General features: G+C 69.2%; 13 protein-coding genes and 1 tRNA gene. 2 read left to right on the forward strand and 12 right to left on the reverse strand.

Annotated elements, in window-relative coordinates; all coding sequences use genetic code 11:
* Nucleotides 1-150: 150 nt before the first annotated feature.
* Entirely contained in the window at nt 151-909 is a 759-nt protein-coding gene (locus KK131_RS01980) for an MBL fold metallo-hydrolase (protein ID WP_214554904.1), read from the reverse strand.
* Nucleotides 906-1,637 (reverse strand): 3-deoxy-D-manno-octulosonic acid kinase, encoded by a 732-nt coding sequence (locus tag KK131_RS01985; RefSeq protein WP_214554905.1) that lies wholly within the window; start codon nt 1,635-1,637, stop codon nt 906-908. The genes KK131_RS01980 and KK131_RS01985 overlap by 4 nt, the downstream gene beginning before the upstream one ends.
* 50 nt (nt 1,638-1,687) lie before the next feature.
* Here KK131_RS01985 and KK131_RS01990 point away from each other — a divergent pair, with 50 nt between their 5' ends.
* On the forward strand, nt 1,688-2,731 hold the full coding sequence (locus tag KK131_RS01990; RefSeq protein WP_214556622.1) for a glycosyltransferase family 9 protein: 1,044 nt from the start codon (nt 1,688-1,690) through the stop codon (nt 2,729-2,731).
* 7 nt (nt 2,732-2,738) lie between these two features.
* Here KK131_RS01990 and KK131_RS01995 read toward each other — a convergent pair whose 3' ends face one another.
* The 3 genes from KK131_RS01995 to hisS are packed head-to-tail and all read right to left on the reverse strand — an operon-like array spanning nt 2,739 to nt 6,496.
* A complete protein-coding gene (locus tag KK131_RS01995) occupies nt 2,739-3,137 on the reverse strand; it encodes a DUF6165 family protein (RefSeq protein ID WP_027490236.1) in 399 nt (132 codons plus the stop codon).
* A 28-nt stretch (nt 3,138-3,165) separates the two neighbouring features.
* Nucleotides 3,166-5,067: an aromatic amino acid ammonia-lyase gene (locus KK131_RS02000; protein ID WP_214554907.1), complete on the reverse strand. Its 1,902-nt coding sequence runs from the start codon at nt 5,065-5,067 to the stop codon at nt 3,166-3,168.
* 55 nt (nt 5,068-5,122) lie between these two features.
* A complete protein-coding gene (gene hisS / locus KK131_RS02005; protein ID WP_214554909.1) occupies nt 5,123-6,496 on the reverse strand; it encodes a histidine--tRNA ligase in 1,374 nt (457 codons plus the stop codon).
* Nucleotides 6,497-6,661: 165 nt separating this feature from the next.
* Between hisS and KK131_RS02010 the strand changes: the two genes are divergently transcribed.
* Nucleotides 6,662-6,738 (forward strand) — tRNA-Pro (locus KK131_RS02010).
* Between the two features lie 57 nt (nt 6,739-6,795).
* Here the strand turns inward: KK131_RS02010 and KK131_RS02015 are convergent.
* From KK131_RS02015 to KK131_RS02045, 7 genes are all read right to left on the reverse strand, one after another.
* Nucleotides 6,796-7,605 carry a ferritin-like domain-containing protein gene (locus KK131_RS02015; RefSeq protein WP_214554911.1) on the reverse strand — a complete coding sequence of 270 codons (810 nt, stop codon included), beginning with the start codon at nt 7,603-7,605 and terminating at the stop codon, nt 6,796-6,798.
* 41 nt (nt 7,606-7,646) lie between these two features.
* Nucleotides 7,647-9,122 carry an amidophosphoribosyltransferase gene (gene purF, locus KK131_RS02020; RefSeq protein ID WP_214554913.1) on the reverse strand — a complete coding sequence of 492 codons (1,476 nt, stop codon included), beginning with the start codon at nt 9,120-9,122 and terminating at the stop codon, nt 7,647-7,649.
* 28 nt (nt 9,123-9,150) lie between these two features.
* A complete protein-coding gene (locus tag KK131_RS02025) occupies nt 9,151-9,774 on the reverse strand; it encodes a CvpA family protein (protein WP_214554914.1) in 624 nt (207 codons plus the stop codon).
* Between the two features lie 39 nt (nt 9,775-9,813).
* On the reverse strand, nt 9,814-10,848 hold the full coding sequence (locus tag KK131_RS02030) for an SPOR domain-containing protein (RefSeq protein ID WP_214554915.1): 1,035 nt from the start codon (nt 10,846-10,848) through the stop codon (nt 9,814-9,816).
* Between the two features lie 77 nt (nt 10,849-10,925).
* The gene (gene folC / locus KK131_RS02035; RefSeq protein ID WP_214554916.1) at nt 10,926-12,215 is read right to left on the reverse strand and encodes a bifunctional tetrahydrofolate synthase/dihydrofolate synthase; all 1,290 of its coding nucleotides are present in this window, start codon (nt 12,213-12,215) and stop codon (nt 10,926-10,928) included.
* Nucleotides 12,216-12,322: 107 nt separating this feature from the next.
* Nucleotides 12,323-14,914, reverse strand: coding sequence for a heavy metal translocating P-type ATPase (locus KK131_RS02040; RefSeq protein WP_214554917.1), 2,592 nt, complete (start codon nt 14,912-14,914; stop codon nt 12,323-12,325).
* Nucleotides 14,911-15,336, reverse strand: a complete 426-nt coding sequence (locus KK131_RS02045) for a heavy metal-responsive transcriptional regulator (RefSeq protein ID WP_214554918.1) — start codon at nt 15,334-15,336, stop codon at nt 14,911-14,913. The genes KK131_RS02040 and KK131_RS02045 overlap by 4 nt, the downstream gene beginning before the upstream one ends.
* Nucleotides 15,337-15,374: the final 38 nt, after the last annotated feature.

Below are 15,374 nucleotides of genomic sequence, written 5' to 3' on the forward strand. Positions count from 1 at the left end.
CGAACCCTCGATACGGGGTTAAGCCGTATACACACTTTCCAGGCGTGGACATCTCTCCGCACGAAACTCCCTTCGCCGGCAATCCAGCCCTTCGAAGAGTCGGTAAGAATAGCGGGAGGTCCCCACACAGGCAAGCGAGCACGCGCCGATTCAGCCGGCGCCGGCCCTGGGTTCCGGCGGTGCGGGCAAGGCGACGCGCCCGCCGGGAATGGCGATGCGGTAGCCGAGTGAAACCAGCGCGGTGCCGTCGGCTTCGCTGCCGTAGTGGTAAAGCAGCAACCGGGTGCGCAACGCCTCCGGATACTCCCGCTCCACGTCGTCGACGCCGGTATGCGAGGGGTTGCCGACCAAGCCGCAGTCGTGGGCGATGACTTCGCCACCGCCCGCACGGCTGGCCAGCACTTCGGGTATCGGTCGGGTGTCGCCGGTGAAGACGAAACTGCCGTCCAGCGCCAGCCCGTACGAAGTGCCCGGCATATGGTGGCGGGTGGCGAACACGTCGAACCACAGGCCATCCAGCCAGAAGCCGCGGGTGCACGGCACCAGGCGGAACGCCTCCCAGAAGTTGGCGCCGCCCTCGGCCAGCGCCCCCGGGTAATCGGCAACGCGCGTCTGCAACCACGGCATCAGCGCGGCGTGGACGAACACCCGGGTGGTGCCGCGCAGGTGCGGGTCGAACCACAGGCGGATGAACAATTGCTCCAGTCCGGCCACGTGGTCCATGTGGGTATGCGTGATGAACACGGCCGGCGGCAACGCGTCATACACCGCCATGTAGCGATCGAGCGTGTCGGGGCCGCAGTCGATCAGCAGCAGCGGCACGCCAGCGCGTTCCAGCACCATGGCCGACGAGCCCAGCTCCACCGCGTGCGCGGCGCCCACGCCAAGAAAATGCAGATGCCAGTTCATGGGGCCAGCGTACGCCCGTAGCGATACAGCAATGGTTGCCAGACGTTCTTCTCGAATGCCGCCTCGCCGTCGGCGGCCGCGCCAAGCTTGAGCAGCGACCGACGCAGACGCTGCAGGTTCGCCCGCTGCCAGGCGGTGGCCGGGATGCGCATGCGGCCACGGTCGAAGTCGATCAGATACAGCGCGCCCGGCGTCACCAGCACGTTATGCGCGTTCAAGTCGGCATGCCAGACGCCATCGCGATGGAAGCGCGCCACCAACGCCCCGACCTCCTCCGCCAGCTCGCCATCCAACCGCCCTGCCGCCAGGCATTCGGCCAGGGTCTGTGCGTCGGCGATGCGGCGGGTGATCAGGTCGGCGGCGTAGTACAGGCCATGCCGGCAATAACGCGCGGCCACCACCACCGGGCCGGGCAACTCCAGCCGGGCGATCTCGGCGAGCAGGCGAAACTCCGCGAACGGACGCGTGCGATCGGCACCGGTCCACAGATACCGATCCCCCATCAGCGCGGCGACCAGGCCGCCGCGACGGTAGTGCCGCAGCACGCACTCGCCCACCGGCGCGGCAACGATCGCGACGCCGCCGCGACCACCGACCTGCGTGCGCAATGCGCCGCGCTCGCGCCAATAGTCGGGCGCGAACCAGTCGTGCCCGACTTGTGGCGATACCTCGGCGTCGAACAGAATCGCGCCTTCGGCATCCATGTGGGTTCGTTCCTGCATCATCATGCCCAGTGACCGTCCACGATTCTAACCCAGGCCTTATGACCCCGAACCCGATCACTGCCGCCCCCTCGATCTGCCTGCTGCGCACCTCCGCCATCGGCGACGTCACCCACGTGGTACCGCTGGTGCGCACCCTGCAGCAGGCGTGGCCACGGACCTCGCTGACCTGGATCGTGGGCAAGCTGGAACGCAAGCTGGTCGACGACCTGCCCGGCGTGGAATTCGTCACCTTCGACAAGGCCGCCGGCTGGGCCGGCATGCGCGCCGTGCATGCGGCGTTGCGCGGGCGGCGTTTCGACGCGTTGCTGCAGATGCAGGTGGCGCTGCGCTCGAACCTGCTCAGCCTGGGCATCAGTGCCGAGCGGCGCATCGGCTACGACCGCGACCGCGCGAAGGACCTGCACGGCCTGGTGATCAACGAGCGCATCCCGGCACGCACCGGCGAGCACGTGCTGGATGCGATCGGCAGCTTCTGCGAACCGCTGGGGCTGCAGCAGACCCAGGTGCGCTGGGACATCCCGGTTCCCGACGAGGCACACGCCTGGGCCGCCGAACAACTGCCCGGCGATGCGCCGACCCTGCTGGTCAGCCCCACCTCCAGCCATGCGCTGCGCAACTGGCGGCCGGAGCGTTACGCCGCGGTGATCGACCACGCCGCCTCCCGCGGCTGGCGCGTGGCGCTGGTCGGCGGCCCGTCCGCCTTCGAGCGCGAAATGGCCGACGCCGTGCTGGCGGCATGCAAGTCGCCGCCGCTGGACCTCACCGGCAAGGACACGCTGAAGAAACTGCTGGCCTTGCTCGGCCGCGCCCAACTGCTGCTGACGCCGGACTCCGGCCCGATGCACATGGCCAACGCGGCGGGCACCCGCGTACTCGGCCTGCACGCGGCCAGCAACCCGGACCGTTCCGGCCCGTATTCCGACCGCCGCTGGTGCGTGGACAAATACGACGAGGCAGCGCGCAAATACCTGGGCAGGCCAGCCAGCGAAATCCCGTGGGGCAGCAAGATCGAGAAGCCAGGCGTGATGGACCTGATCGGCGTCGACGAGGTGATCGAACGCTACGAAGCCGCCGCGCGCGACATGCGGTCGCCGTAGATGCGCATCAGACCGCCCGGTAATCCTGGTACGACTTCTCTTCCACCAGCTGCGAGCCCAGTTTCAGATTGATCTCGCGCTTGAACGCCGCGCGTTCGTCGTTGCGGAAATACACCGAACGCGCCAGCTCGATGAACTCGGCATCGAACGCCTGCGCCTTCTCCTTCAGGCGGATGCGGTCCTCGATGTCCCACAGCAGCTCGTTCACCGCCAGCAAGTGCGCACGCTCGCCGGAAATGTCGGTGCGCGAGGCAGCGTCATTGGCCCAGGTCGCGTTGAGCAGGTCCAGCTCGTTGCGCACGTTGGCCAGCTTGGCCGCGTCGGCGATCCGCCGCGACTTGATTTCCAGGATGGTGATCTTGTCGATCAATTCGCCGTAGGACACCGGGGTCTGGATCAGGCTCATGGTCTTGGCTTCCGTCAAAAAGGATGAGTCACGCCGCCGGGCGAAGCGCGCCCTGCTGCACCAGCGCGCAGACCGTGCGCACGTCGCCATCCATCGCGCGATCGCGGTGCATGAAATCGATGTGCCGGCGCAGGATCGCATGCGCGTCGCGCACGGCGGCGCCGGCATGGAAATCGCCGGCACCGGCCAGCGCCGCGGCGAGCTGCTGCACTTCGGCGACGAACTGTGCGTAGTGCGGCTGGCCCTCGCGCGGTGCGTTGGCGATCTTCGCCGCCAGCGCCTGCCAGCCGCCGCGGCTGGCCAGCCGGCGTGCGGCGTTCAGCATCTCCTGGCGGTAGTCCAGCGCCTGCGCGGCGGTATACAGCTCCAGCGCCAGCACGTGGCCGAGGTCCTCCATCATCTCCAGCACGTGGCGCGCCTCGTTGGCCCCCATCGAGACGTGGTCCTCGGCGTTCGCGCTGGTCGGCACCGAGTACACGCTGGCCGGATGCGCGCGCGTGGCCAGGTCGTTGACCAGCGCGGCAGCGGTGTACTGCACGATCATGAAGCCGGAATCGGTGCCGTCCTCGTTGCCGGTGAGGAAGGCCGGCAGGCCGTCATTCGTGGCCGGATCGACCAGCTTGTTGAGCCGGCGCTCGGAGATCGAGGCGAGCACCGGAATCGCCGCCTTCACGTAGCTCATCGCCAGCGCCAGCGGCATGCCGTGGAAGTGGCCGGCCGAGATCACCTGCTCTTCGATGAACTGCGCGTCGGCATTGTCCGGGAAGATCAGCGGATTGTCGGTGACCGAATTCAGTTCGATGTCGATCACCCGGCACGCCTGCGCCCAGGCATCGCGCACCGCGCCGTGCACCTGCGGCATGCAGCGCAGGCTGTAGGCGTCCTGCGGCTGGTGTTTCTTGCCGCCCTTGAACGGCAGGAAGCGGCGGTAGAACGTCTCGCGACCGTGGCGCTGGTTCGCCGGCACCCAGTCCCAGCCGATGTCGAAGCTGAGCGCCTGGTCGTCCGCTTCGTTCCACGCCTCGGCCCGCCACGGCTTGAAGCGCGGCACCAGGTGGTACGGAATGTCGAGCAGGGTGGACCCGGCCAGCAGTTCGCGCACGTGCGCGGCGGTTTCCACCTGGCCCGGGTGCGGCCGCAGCGCATGCACCTCGGGCCGCAAGGCGCCGCTGCGGCCGGCGAAGGCATCCAGCGTCATGGCCGCGGCGAGGTCGGCGGTATCCAGCAAGTGTTCCAGCGCATCGAGCGCCAGCGCGGCGGTGGCCAGCATCTGCGCGGTGCCGTTGTTGAGCGCCAGGCCTTCCTTGAACGACAGCCGGATCGGCGCGAGCCCGGCGCGCTTCAGCGCCTCGGCGCCGCTCGTCCGCTCGCCCTGGTAGAACGCCTCGCCGCCGCCGAGCAGCACGATCGCCAGGTGCGACAGCGGTGCCAGGTCCCCACTGGCGCCGACCGAGCCCTTCTCCGGCACCACCGGCACCACGCCGGCGTTGAGCATCGCCGCCAGCGCTTCGAGCGTGCTCACGCGAATGCCGGAGTGCCCGCGCATCAGCGTGTTGATGCGGATCAGCAGCATCGCCCGCACCACGTCCTCGCCGAACGGTTTGCCCACGCACACCGCGTGGGTGATGATCAGGTTGTGCTGCAGCTCCTCCAGCAGCGTGCCTTCGGGCGCGTGCGGATTCCCGCCCGGCAACTCGTCGCGCACGCGATGCGCGCCGAGCAGCTTGTCGGCGTTGCTGCCGAAGCCGGTGGTGACGCCGTAGGTCGGCTCGCCGCAGCTGACCTTCTCGGCGAGGAAATCGGCGGCGCGCTGCACGCGCGCGAGCCCGGCCGGGGCCAGTGAAACCTGGTGGCCGTGGCGTGCCACGGCCACCAGCTGGGCGCGGGTGAGGCTGTTGCCGTCGAGGACGATGATGTCGGTTGTGCTCACTGCTGCCTCATGGATGGATTGCGTCGTCTGTCATGGATCACCGGAAAGGTGGCACTCACCCCATCGCCGCGGCCTGCTCCAGTTCCACCCGCAGCGTCTTGACCAGTTCGCCGCGCGCCACCTCGAACTGGTCCTCGCGGCGCAGGTCTTTCACCGTGACCACGCCCTTGGCGATCTCTTCCTCGCCCAGCACCACCACGAAGCGGATGCCGGCGCGGTCGGCGTACTTGAACTGCTTGCCCAGCTTGCCGCCTTCCAGCACCACCTCGGTGGCGATGCCGGCGCCGCGCAGCTCGCTGGCCAGCGCCAGGTAGGCCGGAAGCTGCGCCTCGTCCATCTGGGTCACCAGCACGTCGACGGTGCTCTTCGCCGTATCGATCAGGCCGGCGTCGCGCAGTTGCCAGTACAGCCGGGTCAGGCCGATCGAGATGCCGACGCCGGGCAGGTGCGACTTGGTGTACTGGCCGGCCAGGTTCTCGTAGCGGCCGCCGGAGCAGATCGAACCGATCTGCGGGTGGTCGTTCAGCGTGGTCTCGTAGACCGTGCCGGTGTAGTAGTCGAGGCCGCGGGCGATCGACAGGTTCAGCGCGTAGTGCGTCTGCGGCACGCCGAAGGCGTGGATCAGGCCCAGCACTTCCTTCAGTTCGCTGCGCCCCTGCTCCATCGCCTCCGGGCCGGCGCCGAGTGCGTCGAGCTTGTCCAGCGCGTCCTGCAGCGAGGTCGAGCGCACCTGCACGAAGGCGAGGATCTTGGCGGCCACCTCGGCGCTCAAGCCGAACGCTTCGCCGGTCAGCGTATCGCGCACGTAGTCGGCACCGCGCTTGTCCAGCTTGTCCACCTCGCGCAGCACCAGCATCTGCTGCTCGCCGTCGACGATCCCTAAGCTTTCGAAGTAGCCGCGCATCAGCTTGCGGTTGTTGAGCTGGATGGTGAACGGGCCGATGTCCAGTTCGCGGAACACGCTGTAGATCACCGCCGGGATCTCGGCGTCGTAGCGCACCGACAGCGCGTCCTTGCCGATCACGTCGATGTCGCACTGGTAGAACTCGCGGAAGCGCCCGCGCTGCGCGCGTTCGCCGCGGTACACCTTCTGCATCTGGTAGCGGCGGAACGGGAAGCTGAGGTCGCGCTCGTGCTCGGCCACGTAGCGCGCCAGCGGCACGGTGAGGTCGAAGCGCAGCGCCAGGTCGGGCTTCTCGCCCTGCTCCAGCGCGCCGGTGGACTGCACGAAGTACACCTGCCGCTCGGTCTCGCCGCCGGTCTTGGTCAGCAGCACGTCGGCGTATTCGATCACCGGCGTCTCCACCGCCAGGAAGCCGAAGCGCTCGTAGTTGCGGCGGATCACGTCGAGCATGCGCTGGAACGCGATCTGGTCGAGCGGCAGCAGCTCGAGCACGCCGGGCATGGTGCGGGCCGGGGTAAGCGCCATGGAATCCTCTACTGACGATGGGGACATTCCGTCGCGCGGCAGGCCGCACGACGGCAGCCGTCAAGATTAACAGAACGCCGTCGCCCTTCCCCAGCGGATCGTCAACCGGATGCATCGAACCTGTTGCCAAGCCCCCGGTCGACGATTAAGATACGCGGCTTCCCACGGGGTGTAGCTCAGCCTGGTAGAGCGCTACGTTCGGGACGTAGAAGTCGCAGGTTCGAATCCTGTCACCCCGACCAAATTCGACGAAGAAGCCGGCCTCGCGCCGGCTTTTTTGTGCGTTCGACGCGAGTTCGTCAGCTGACCAAGGCCAACGCGGCGAGCCGGTCGAGCTCCTCCTCGACGAAGCCCGCCTGCAGCCGCGCCGGGCGGTTGAACGGGCCGCGCAGGTTCACTCCCATGTAGTCGCGCAGCAGGGTGAAGAACGTCTCGATCGGGTCGATGCCGTCGCGCTCGCAGCAGTGGCGGTACCAGCGGGTGCCGGCGGCGACATGGGCCACTTCCTCGCGCAGGATCACTTCCAGGATCGCCACCGTGCGCTCGTCGCCGAGTCCGCGCAGCCGCTCGATCATGCCGGGGGTGACGTCCAGCCCGCGCGCCTCCAGCACGCGCGGCACCAGCGCCATGCGTGCGGTGTCGCTGCCGGCGGTTTTCTCGGCCATTTCCCACAAGCCGTTGTGTGCGTCGAAGTCGCCGTAGGCGTGGCCCAGTTCGGCCAGCCGATCGGACAGCAGCGCGAAGTGGCGCGCCTCGTCGCGGGCGCAGCTGGCCCAGTCGCGGTAGTACGCCGCAGGCTTGCCGCGGTAGCGGTAGACCGCGTCCCAGGCCAGGTTGATCGCGTTGAATTCGATGTGCGCCACGGCATGCACCAGGGCCGCACGGCCTTCGTCGCTGCCCAGTCCGCGCTGCGGAAGCTGGCGGGCGTTGACCAGCCGCGGCTTCGCCGGACGGCCGGGCGGGCCGATCGGTTCGGGCGGCGACGCTGCCGGGTCGGCATGCAGATCGCCGGCCAGGAAGGCCTGCCACGTCTCGTGGGTGAGGCGCAGCTTCTCGGCCGGCTCGGTGGCGTCCAGGCAGCGTCTGGCGGCGGCATGGAGATCGTTCATGCGGCAAGACAGAGGCGAGCTGTCGTCCCTCGCCTGTGCTCTCAAACCACTCGCCGCGCGGCCTTGGCGTCGTCCGAGCGCAGCATCTCGATCTGCTCCAGATAGCTCTGGTCGAGGCCGGTGACGTATTCGCCGGAGAAGCACGAGGTGTCGAACCGCTTCAGCTCCTCGTTGCCGTCCTGCACCGCCCAGATCAGGTCCTTCAGGTCCTGGTAGATCAGCCAGTCGGCGCCGAGCGTCTTCTCGATCTCCTTTTCGGTGCGCCCCGCGGCGACCAGCTCCGAGGCCGACGGCATGTCGATGCCGTAGACGTTCGGGTAGCGCACCGGCGGCGCGGCGGAGGCGAAGTAGACGTTCTTCGCGCCGGCGTCGCGGGCCATCTGGATGATCTGCTTCGAGGTGGTGCCGCGCACGATCGAATCGTCGACCAGCAGCACGTTCTTCTTGCGGAACTCCAGGTCGATCGCGTTGAGTTTGCGGCGCACCGATTTCACCCGCTCGCCCTGTCCCGGCATGATGAAGGTGCGGCCGATGTAGCGGTTCTTGACGAAGCCCTCGCGGAACGGCACGCCGAGCGCGCCGGCCAGCGCGCTGGCGGCAGTGCGCGCGGTGTCGGGAATCGGGATCACCGCGTCGATGCCGTGGTCGGGCCGCTCGCGCAGGATCTTCTCGGCCAGTTTCTCGCCCATGCGCAGGCGCGCCTTGTACACCGAGACGTCCTCGATCATCGAATCCGGCCGGGCCAGGTAGACGTATTCGAAGATGCACGGCGTGTGCGGCGCGCCCTCGGCGCAGCGGCGGGTATAAAGCTGGCCGGCGTCGGTGATGATCACCGCCTCGCCGGGCGCCACGTCGCGGATGCGCTTGAAACCCAGGATGTCCAGCGCCACCGACTCGGACGCCACCGCGTACTCGTGACCTTCCGCGGTGATGCGCTCGCCCAGCACCAGCGGGCGGATGCCGTTCGGATCGCGGAACGCGATCAGGCCGTAGCCCAGCAGCAGGGCGATGCAGGCGTAGCCGCCGCGCGCGCGCGCGTGCACGCCGGCCACCGCCTTGAAGATGTGGTCCGGGGTCAGCTCCATCCGGTCCTGGATCTGCAGCTCGTGCGCCAGCACGTTCAGCAGCACCTCGGAGTCGGAATCGGTGTTGATGTGGCGGCGGTCGTCCTGGAACATCTCGCGGCGCAGCGCGTCGGTGTTGACCAGGTTGCCGTTGTGCGCGAACGCGATGCCGTACGGCGAGTTGACGTAGAACGGCTGCGCCTCGGCCGAGCCCTCCGAGCCGGCGGTGGGGTAGCGGCAATGGCCGATGCCGATGCGCCCGCGCAGGCCGCTCATCGCGCTCTGCCCGAACACGTCGCGCACCAGTCCGTTGCCCTTGTGCAGGCGCAGCCGCGCGCCGTCCACCGTGGCGATGCCGGCCGCGTCCTGGCCGCGGTGCTGCAGCACCGTCAAGCCGTCATAGAGCGCCGATGCCACTTCGGTGGTACCGACAATGCCGATGATTCCGCACATGGTTTGTTGCCTGCTTCAGAGGGTATGTTCAGAAAGTTGGGGATGGGCCGGCCGTGCTGGCCGCCATCGCCGGGCGCATCACGCTCGCCGCGGGCGCGGGCGTCGTGCCCGATATGGGGGCCGGCAACGCAGCCGGCAAGCCGTGCAGGCGACCGAGCACCGCCGGCGGATGGAGGTACTCGCGGACGCTGGGCGGCACCTGCTGGCCCAGCCAGGCCGCCACGTGCTGGAAGCGCGGCAGCAGCACCGACTGCTGCCACCACGGATCGCGCGTGAACGCGGTGAAGCCGATCAGGAACACCAGCAGGGTCACCAGCAGCACGCCGCGCACGAAACCGAACAGCATGCCCAGCAGCCGGTCGGTGCCGGACAGCCCGGTGCTCTCGATCAGCTTGCCGATCACGAAGCGCAGCAGCGCGCCGAGGATCAGCACGGCGACGAAGCACAGCCCGTAGCCCACGATGATCCGCGCCGACGGCAGCTCGATCACCTGCCTGAAACGCTCCGCCACCATCGGACCGAACGTCCACGCCACCCAGAACGCGGCGATCCAGATCGCCAGCGCCATCACCTCGGAGATCAGGCCGCGCCACAACCCCACGAATACCGACAGGGCCAGCACGCCGATGATGATGTAGTCGGTCCAGTTCATCCGTTCATCCGCCTGGTCCGCGCGCCGGTACCGGCATGCTCAGGGCACCGACACGACGTTGCCGTCGATGCCCAGCTTCGCCTTGATCTGGTCGTGCACGCGCTGCGCGTCGCTGCGCTGGGTCTGCGGGCCGGCACGCACGCGCCACAACCGCTTGCCGCCGGACTGCACCGAATCGACGAAGCCGTCGAAACCGTTCGCGCGCAGCTTGTCCCGCAACGCATTCGCATCGGCCTGGTTGCTCATCGCCGCCAGCTGCACGGCCCAGCCACCCGCCCTGGCGATGGTCGTGGCCGCAGGCGTCGGTGTCGCCGCCGTGCTGCTTTCGCGGCTGGCGTCCTGCTCGAGCCGGGCCGGCACGCCGGGGATCGACTGAGTGATCTTCAGCCGCGCGGCCTCGGCCGCGGCGCGCGTTTCGAACGGCCCGGCGATGACCAGGGTGCGCGACTTGCCGGCCTGGGTGATGGCATGGCCGCTGACCGGATAACCCAGCTCACGCACGCGGCGCTCCAGGTTGGCTGCGCCGGCCGCACTGGCGTAGGCGCTGAGGTTGAGCGTGTAGCTGCCGCGCCCTGCGGCTGGCGTCACCGGCGCGGGTGCGGCCGGCGCTGCGGCAGCCGGCCTGGTCGGCGTGGCGACCGCCGGCTTCGTCGCCGCGGGCGCATGGGTGTTCGCCGCCGCCTGCTGCGGAGTGGCCTGTTGCGGGATCACCGGCTGGCTCGGCGACGTGCCCGAACCGGTGGTCACCGTGGTCGGTTGCGGCGGCTTGCCGGCTTCGGGGTCGGTCTCGACGTCGCGCGGGCGGCTGGAACCGATGTCCACCGTGGCCAAACGATCACTGGATGCCGGCGTCGCCGACTGCACCGATGCCGTGGCGGCGCTCGACCCGCTGGCGGCGGCATCCGGAGTCAGGCTCATGGTGCGGGTTTGCAGGTCGCGATCCGGCGCCGGCGGGATCGCCAGGCTGACCGCCTGATCGCCACCCGGAGCCGGCGGGGTACTGGAAAAGAACATCGGCACGAACAGAACCGCCAAGGCAATCAGGACGGCGGCTCCCAGCAGGCGTGTTTTCAAGTTTTCGCTCCAGGGCGGCAAACGCGGTGCGCAACGGCGCGATTATACCTGCCTGCGCCGGACGCCATGAATCGCCCTCAGCCGATGCGTTCAGCGAGCACCGCGCTGGCCACGAAAAACGAGCCGAACGCCAGGATGCGTTCGCCCGGCTGCGCCGTCGCGCGCGCCGCCGCCAGCGCGGCGGCCACGTCGGCATGCGTATCGAACGAAGCCTGCGGCAAGGTCTGCTGCAGAGTCGCGGCCAGTGCCGCCACCGCCATGCCGCGCGGGGTGGCCCGATCCAGTCCGGCCAGGTGCCAGTGGTCGATGCGCGTGCCGAGCGCATCGATCACCCCGGCCACGTCCTTGTCCGCCAGCGCGCCGTACACCGCATGCACCCGCGTCGGCGGCTGCGCATCCAGCCACTCGGCCAGCGCGCGGGCGGCCTGCGGGTTGTGGCCCACGTCCACTATCACCGGTGGCTCGCCGCCGATCGACTGCAACCGCGCCGGTGCGCGTACCTCATGCAGGCCGGCGCTGACCGCCGCGAAGAATGCGCTGGGCGTGAGCGCACCCAGGTCGAGCGCATGCAGCGCGGCGATCGCCGCCGCCGCGTTCGCGTACTGCACCGGCGCCGCCAGCGCGGGATCGGGCAGTTCCATCGCGCTGCCGTCGCGGTGGCGCCAGCGCCAGCCATCCTCGTGCCGTTCGACGCAGAAATCGACTCCGGCGCGCTCGACCCGTGCGCCGCGGGCGGCCAGCGCATCGAGCAGGCCGGCCGGCGGGTCCAGTTCGCCCACGATCGCCGGCCGCCCGGCCCGCGCGATGCCGGCCTTCTCGCGGCCGATGCTGTCGCGGTCCGGGCCCAGCCAGTCCATGTGGTCCAGGTCCACCGTGACGATGATCGCCACGTCGGCGTCGATGATGTTGACCGCGTCCAGCCGCCCGCCCAATCCCACTTCCAGCACCGCCACGTCGACGCCGGCGCGGGCGAACAGGTCCAGCGCGGCCAGCGTGCCGAATTCGAAATAGGTCAGCGGAACGGCATCGCCCGGTGCCGCAGTGCGCGCCGCCTCGATCCGCTCGAACGAGGCGACCAACGCGGCGTCATCGGCATTCGCGCCGTCGATGCGCACGCGCTCGTTGTATTCCAGCAGGTGCGGCGAGGTGAACGCGCCCACGCGCAGGCCGGCGGCACTGAGCATCGCCTCCAGCAAGGCGACGGTGGAACCCTTGCCGTTGGTGCCGCCGACCGTAATCACCTGTTTCGCCGGCGCCGGCGCACCCATCCGCTGCCACACCTCGCGTACCCGGTCGAGTCCCAGCTCGATGGTATGGACGTTGACGCGTTCCTGGTACGCCAGCCATTCGGCGAGAGTGCGGCTCATGCGGTGACTTCGTGCATATGGAAAGCGCAAAGCTTAAAGCATCGTCTCAAACGAACGAACGAATGCATGCCGCTGCAGCGCACGCCATGCTCATCGCGGACACGGCGTCACAACGCCGCCTTGCGCAACCGCAGCGCGTTGCTCACCACCGACACCGAACTCAGGCTCATCGCCAGCGCGGCGATCATCGGCGACAGCGTGATGCCGAACCACGGATACAGCACGCCCGCCGCCAGCGGCACGCCGACCGCGTTGTAGATGAAGGCGAAGAACAGGTTCTGGTGGATGTTGCGCACCGTTGCCCGGGACAGCCTGCGCGCCCGCACGATGGCGCCCAGCTCGCCCTTCACCAGGGTCACCTGCGCGCTCTCCATCGCCACGTCGGTGCCGCTGCCCATGGCGATGCCGATATCGGACGCGGCGAGCGCGGGCGCATCGTTGATGCCGTCGCCGGCCATCGCCACGCGGCGGCCCTCGGCCTTGAGCCGGTTCACCACCGCGGCCTTGTCGGCCGGCGACACGTCGGCATGCACCTCGTCGATGCCCAGCGTGCGCGCCACCGCCTGCGCGGTGGTGGCGTTGTCGCCGGTGAGCATCACGATGCGCAGGCCGGCCGCGTGCAGCGCCGCGATCGCCGCCGGGGTGTCCGGCTTGATCCGGTCGGCCACCGCCAGCAAGGCGGCCAGCGCGCCGTCGACGGCCAGGAACATCACCGTGGCGCCCTGCCCGCGCAACCGCTCGGCGCGGGCGCTGGCGTCGTCGCCGATCGCGATGCGCGACTCGGCCATCAGCTTCGCGTTGCCCAGTGCCACCGTGCTGCCATCCACCTCCGCGCTGACGCCGCGGCCCGTGAGCGAACGGAAATCCGTCGCCGCCGGCATCGGCACGCCTTCGGCATCCGCCGCCGCCACGATCGCCCGTGCCAGCGGATGCTCGCTCGGCCGTTCCAGCGCGGCGGCCAGCCCCAGCAGCCGGTCGTGCGCCTGGTCGCCCAGGATCACCAGTTCGGTCAGCGCCGGCTTGCCCATGGTCAGCGTGCCGGTCTTGTCGACCACCAGGGTGTCGATGTCGCGCATGCCTTCGATCGCGCTGGCGTCCTTGAACAGCACGCCGTGCTGCGCGCCGCGGCCGCTGGCCACCATGATCGAGATCGGCGTGGCCAGGCCAAGCGCGCACGGACAGGCGATGATCAGCACCGACACCGCGGCGATCAGCGCATGCGCCAGCCGCGGCTCGGGACCCAGCAGCGCCCACGCCGCGAACGCCAGCAGCGCGACCACCACCACCGCCGGCACGAACCACGCCGCCACCCGATCGGCCACGCGCTGCAGCGGCGCCCGGCTGCGCTGCGCGGCCGCCACCAGCGCCACGATCTGCGCCAGCATCGTCTCGCCGCCGACCTTCTGCGCGCGCATGGTCAACGCACCGTCCTGGTTCACCGTGGCGCCCGTCACCGGGTCGCCCGACGCCTTGGCCACCGGCATCGGCTCGCCGGTGAGCATCGACTCGTCGACGTGGCTTTCGCCGTCCAGCACCACGCCATCGACCGGCACCTTCTCGCCGGGACGCACGCGCAGCACGTCGCCGGCATGCACCTCGTCCAGCGGCACGTCGCGCTCGCTGCCGTCGGCGGCGATCCGCCGCGCGGTCTTCGGCACCAACCCGAGCAGCGCCTTCAGCGCCGCGCCGGTGCGCCGGCGCGCACGCAGCTCCAGGAAATCGCCCAGCATGACCAGGGTGACGATCACCGCCGCCGATTCGAAATACAGCGCGACCCGACCGTGCATGTCGCGAAAACCGTCCGGGAAGACCTCCGGCAGCACGAACGCCACCGCGCTGTACAGCCACGCCACGCCAGTACCCAGCGCGATCAGCGTGTACATGTTCGGCGACCAGGGCTTCAACGAACGCCAGCCACGCGCGAAGAACGGCGCGCCACCCCACAGCACAACGATGCTGCCCAGCACGGCCTCCACCCATGCGGCCACGCCATCCCACGGCGCGAGCAGATGCCAGCCGAACAGGTGCGGCCCCATCGCCAGCGCGAACACCGGCACGGTCAACGCAGCCAGCAGCCAGAAGCGCCGCGTCATCGAAGACAGTTCGCCCCCGTCGTCCGCGTCCAGCGTCGGCATCATCGGTTCCAGCGCCATGCCGCAGATCGGGCAATGACCGGGGCCGACCTGCCGGATCTCGGGGTGCATCGGACAGGTGTAGATCGTGCCGGGCGGCGCCGCCGGCGGCGCCGGGCGATCCCCCAGATAAGCTGGCGGATTCGCCACGAATTTCTCCCGGCAGCGTGCGGAGCAGAAGTGATACGCGTGACCGTCATGCTCGGCGCGATGCTTCGCGGTAAGCGGGTCGACGTCCATGCCGCAAACCGGGTCCTTCACCGTGCGGGCATGCGCGTGATCATGGTGATCATGATGGGCATGGCCGTGATGTTCGTGGGCAGCAGGCACCTGCGGCACCGGCTTCGCTGTGCAGCAGTCGCCTGCCCCTCCGTGGCCGCCACCCAGATGCGCCGACGGCGCGGCGTCGAACTTCGCCTTGCAGCCGCCGCAGCAGAAATGGAACGTCCGCCCATCATGCGTTGATTGATGCTTCGAGGTGGCCGGATCCACCGACATGCCGCAGACCGGATCGGTCGTCATTGCCGGTGTCCCGTCGCCGCCGTGGCAGCACGCATGGGCGTTCATGCCGACACCTGCCCGTCGCCGAGTGCGCGCAGGATCGGACACTCCTCCGGCCTGCCGTGCCCCGGACACGACGCCACCAACTGCGCCAACCCGTCGCGCACGCGCTGCAGTTCGACGATGCGCTGCTCGATCGCCGCCAGCCGTTTTTCCGCGCGCTGCTTCACCGCTTTCACTCCGCGTTGCCGATCCGCCGACAACGCCAACAGCTCGCGGATCTCCTCCAACGTGAAGCCGAGGTCCTTGGCGCGACGGATAAAGCGCAGCTGCGCCACCGTGCTGTCGCCGTAACTGCGATAGCCGGAGGCGCGCCGCTGCGGCTCGGGCAGCAGGCCCTCGCGCTCGTAATAACGGATCGTGTCGATCGCCACGCCGACGCGCTTGGCGACGGCACCGATGGTCAGGGAGGGGTTTTGTGTGTTCATGCCCATAGTCTAGACCTTTGATCAAGGTCAAGAGTCAA

Origin of the sequence: Rhodanobacter sp. LX-99, from assembly GCF_018599185.1 — a bacterium.
Classification (GTDB): domain Bacteria; phylum Pseudomonadota; class Gammaproteobacteria; order Xanthomonadales; family Rhodanobacteraceae; genus Rhodanobacter.

Bases quoted from the DNA above. Each gene is read 5' to 3' on its own strand.
- KK131_RS01980 (WP_214554904.1), bottom strand. From the start codon at position 909: ATGAACTGGCATCTGCATTTTCTTGGCGTGGGCGCCGCGCACGCGGTG.
- KK131_RS01985 (WP_214554905.1), bottom strand. From the start codon at position 1,637: ATGATGATGCAGGAACGAACCCACATGGATGCCGAAGGCGCGATTCTG.
- KK131_RS01995 (WP_027490236.1), bottom strand. From the start codon at position 3,137: ATGAGCCTGATCCAGACCCCGGTGTCCTACGGCGAATTGATCGACAAG.
- hisS (WP_214554909.1), bottom strand. From the start codon at position 6,496: ATGGCGCTTACCCCGGCCCGCACCATGCCCGGCGTGCTCGAGCTGCTG.
- KK131_RS02015 (WP_214554911.1), bottom strand. From the start codon at position 7,605: ATGAACGATCTCCATGCCGCCGCCAGACGCTGCCTGGACGCCACCGAG.
- purF (WP_214554913.1), bottom strand. From the start codon at position 9,122: ATGTGCGGAATCATCGGCATTGTCGGTACCACCGAAGTGGCATCGGCG.
- KK131_RS02025 (WP_214554914.1), bottom strand. From the start codon at position 9,774: ATGAACTGGACCGACTACATCATCATCGGCGTGCTGGCCCTGTCGGTA.
- folC (WP_214554916.1), bottom strand. From the start codon at position 12,215: ATGAGCCGCACTCTCGCCGAATGGCTGGCGTACCAGGAACGCGTCAAC.
- KK131_RS02040 (WP_214554917.1), bottom strand. From the start codon at position 14,914: ATGAACGCCCATGCGTGCTGCCACGGCGGCGACGGGACACCGGCAATG.
- KK131_RS02045 (WP_214554918.1), bottom strand. From the start codon at position 15,336: ATGAACACACAAAACCCCTCCCTGACCATCGGTGCCGTCGCCAAGCGC.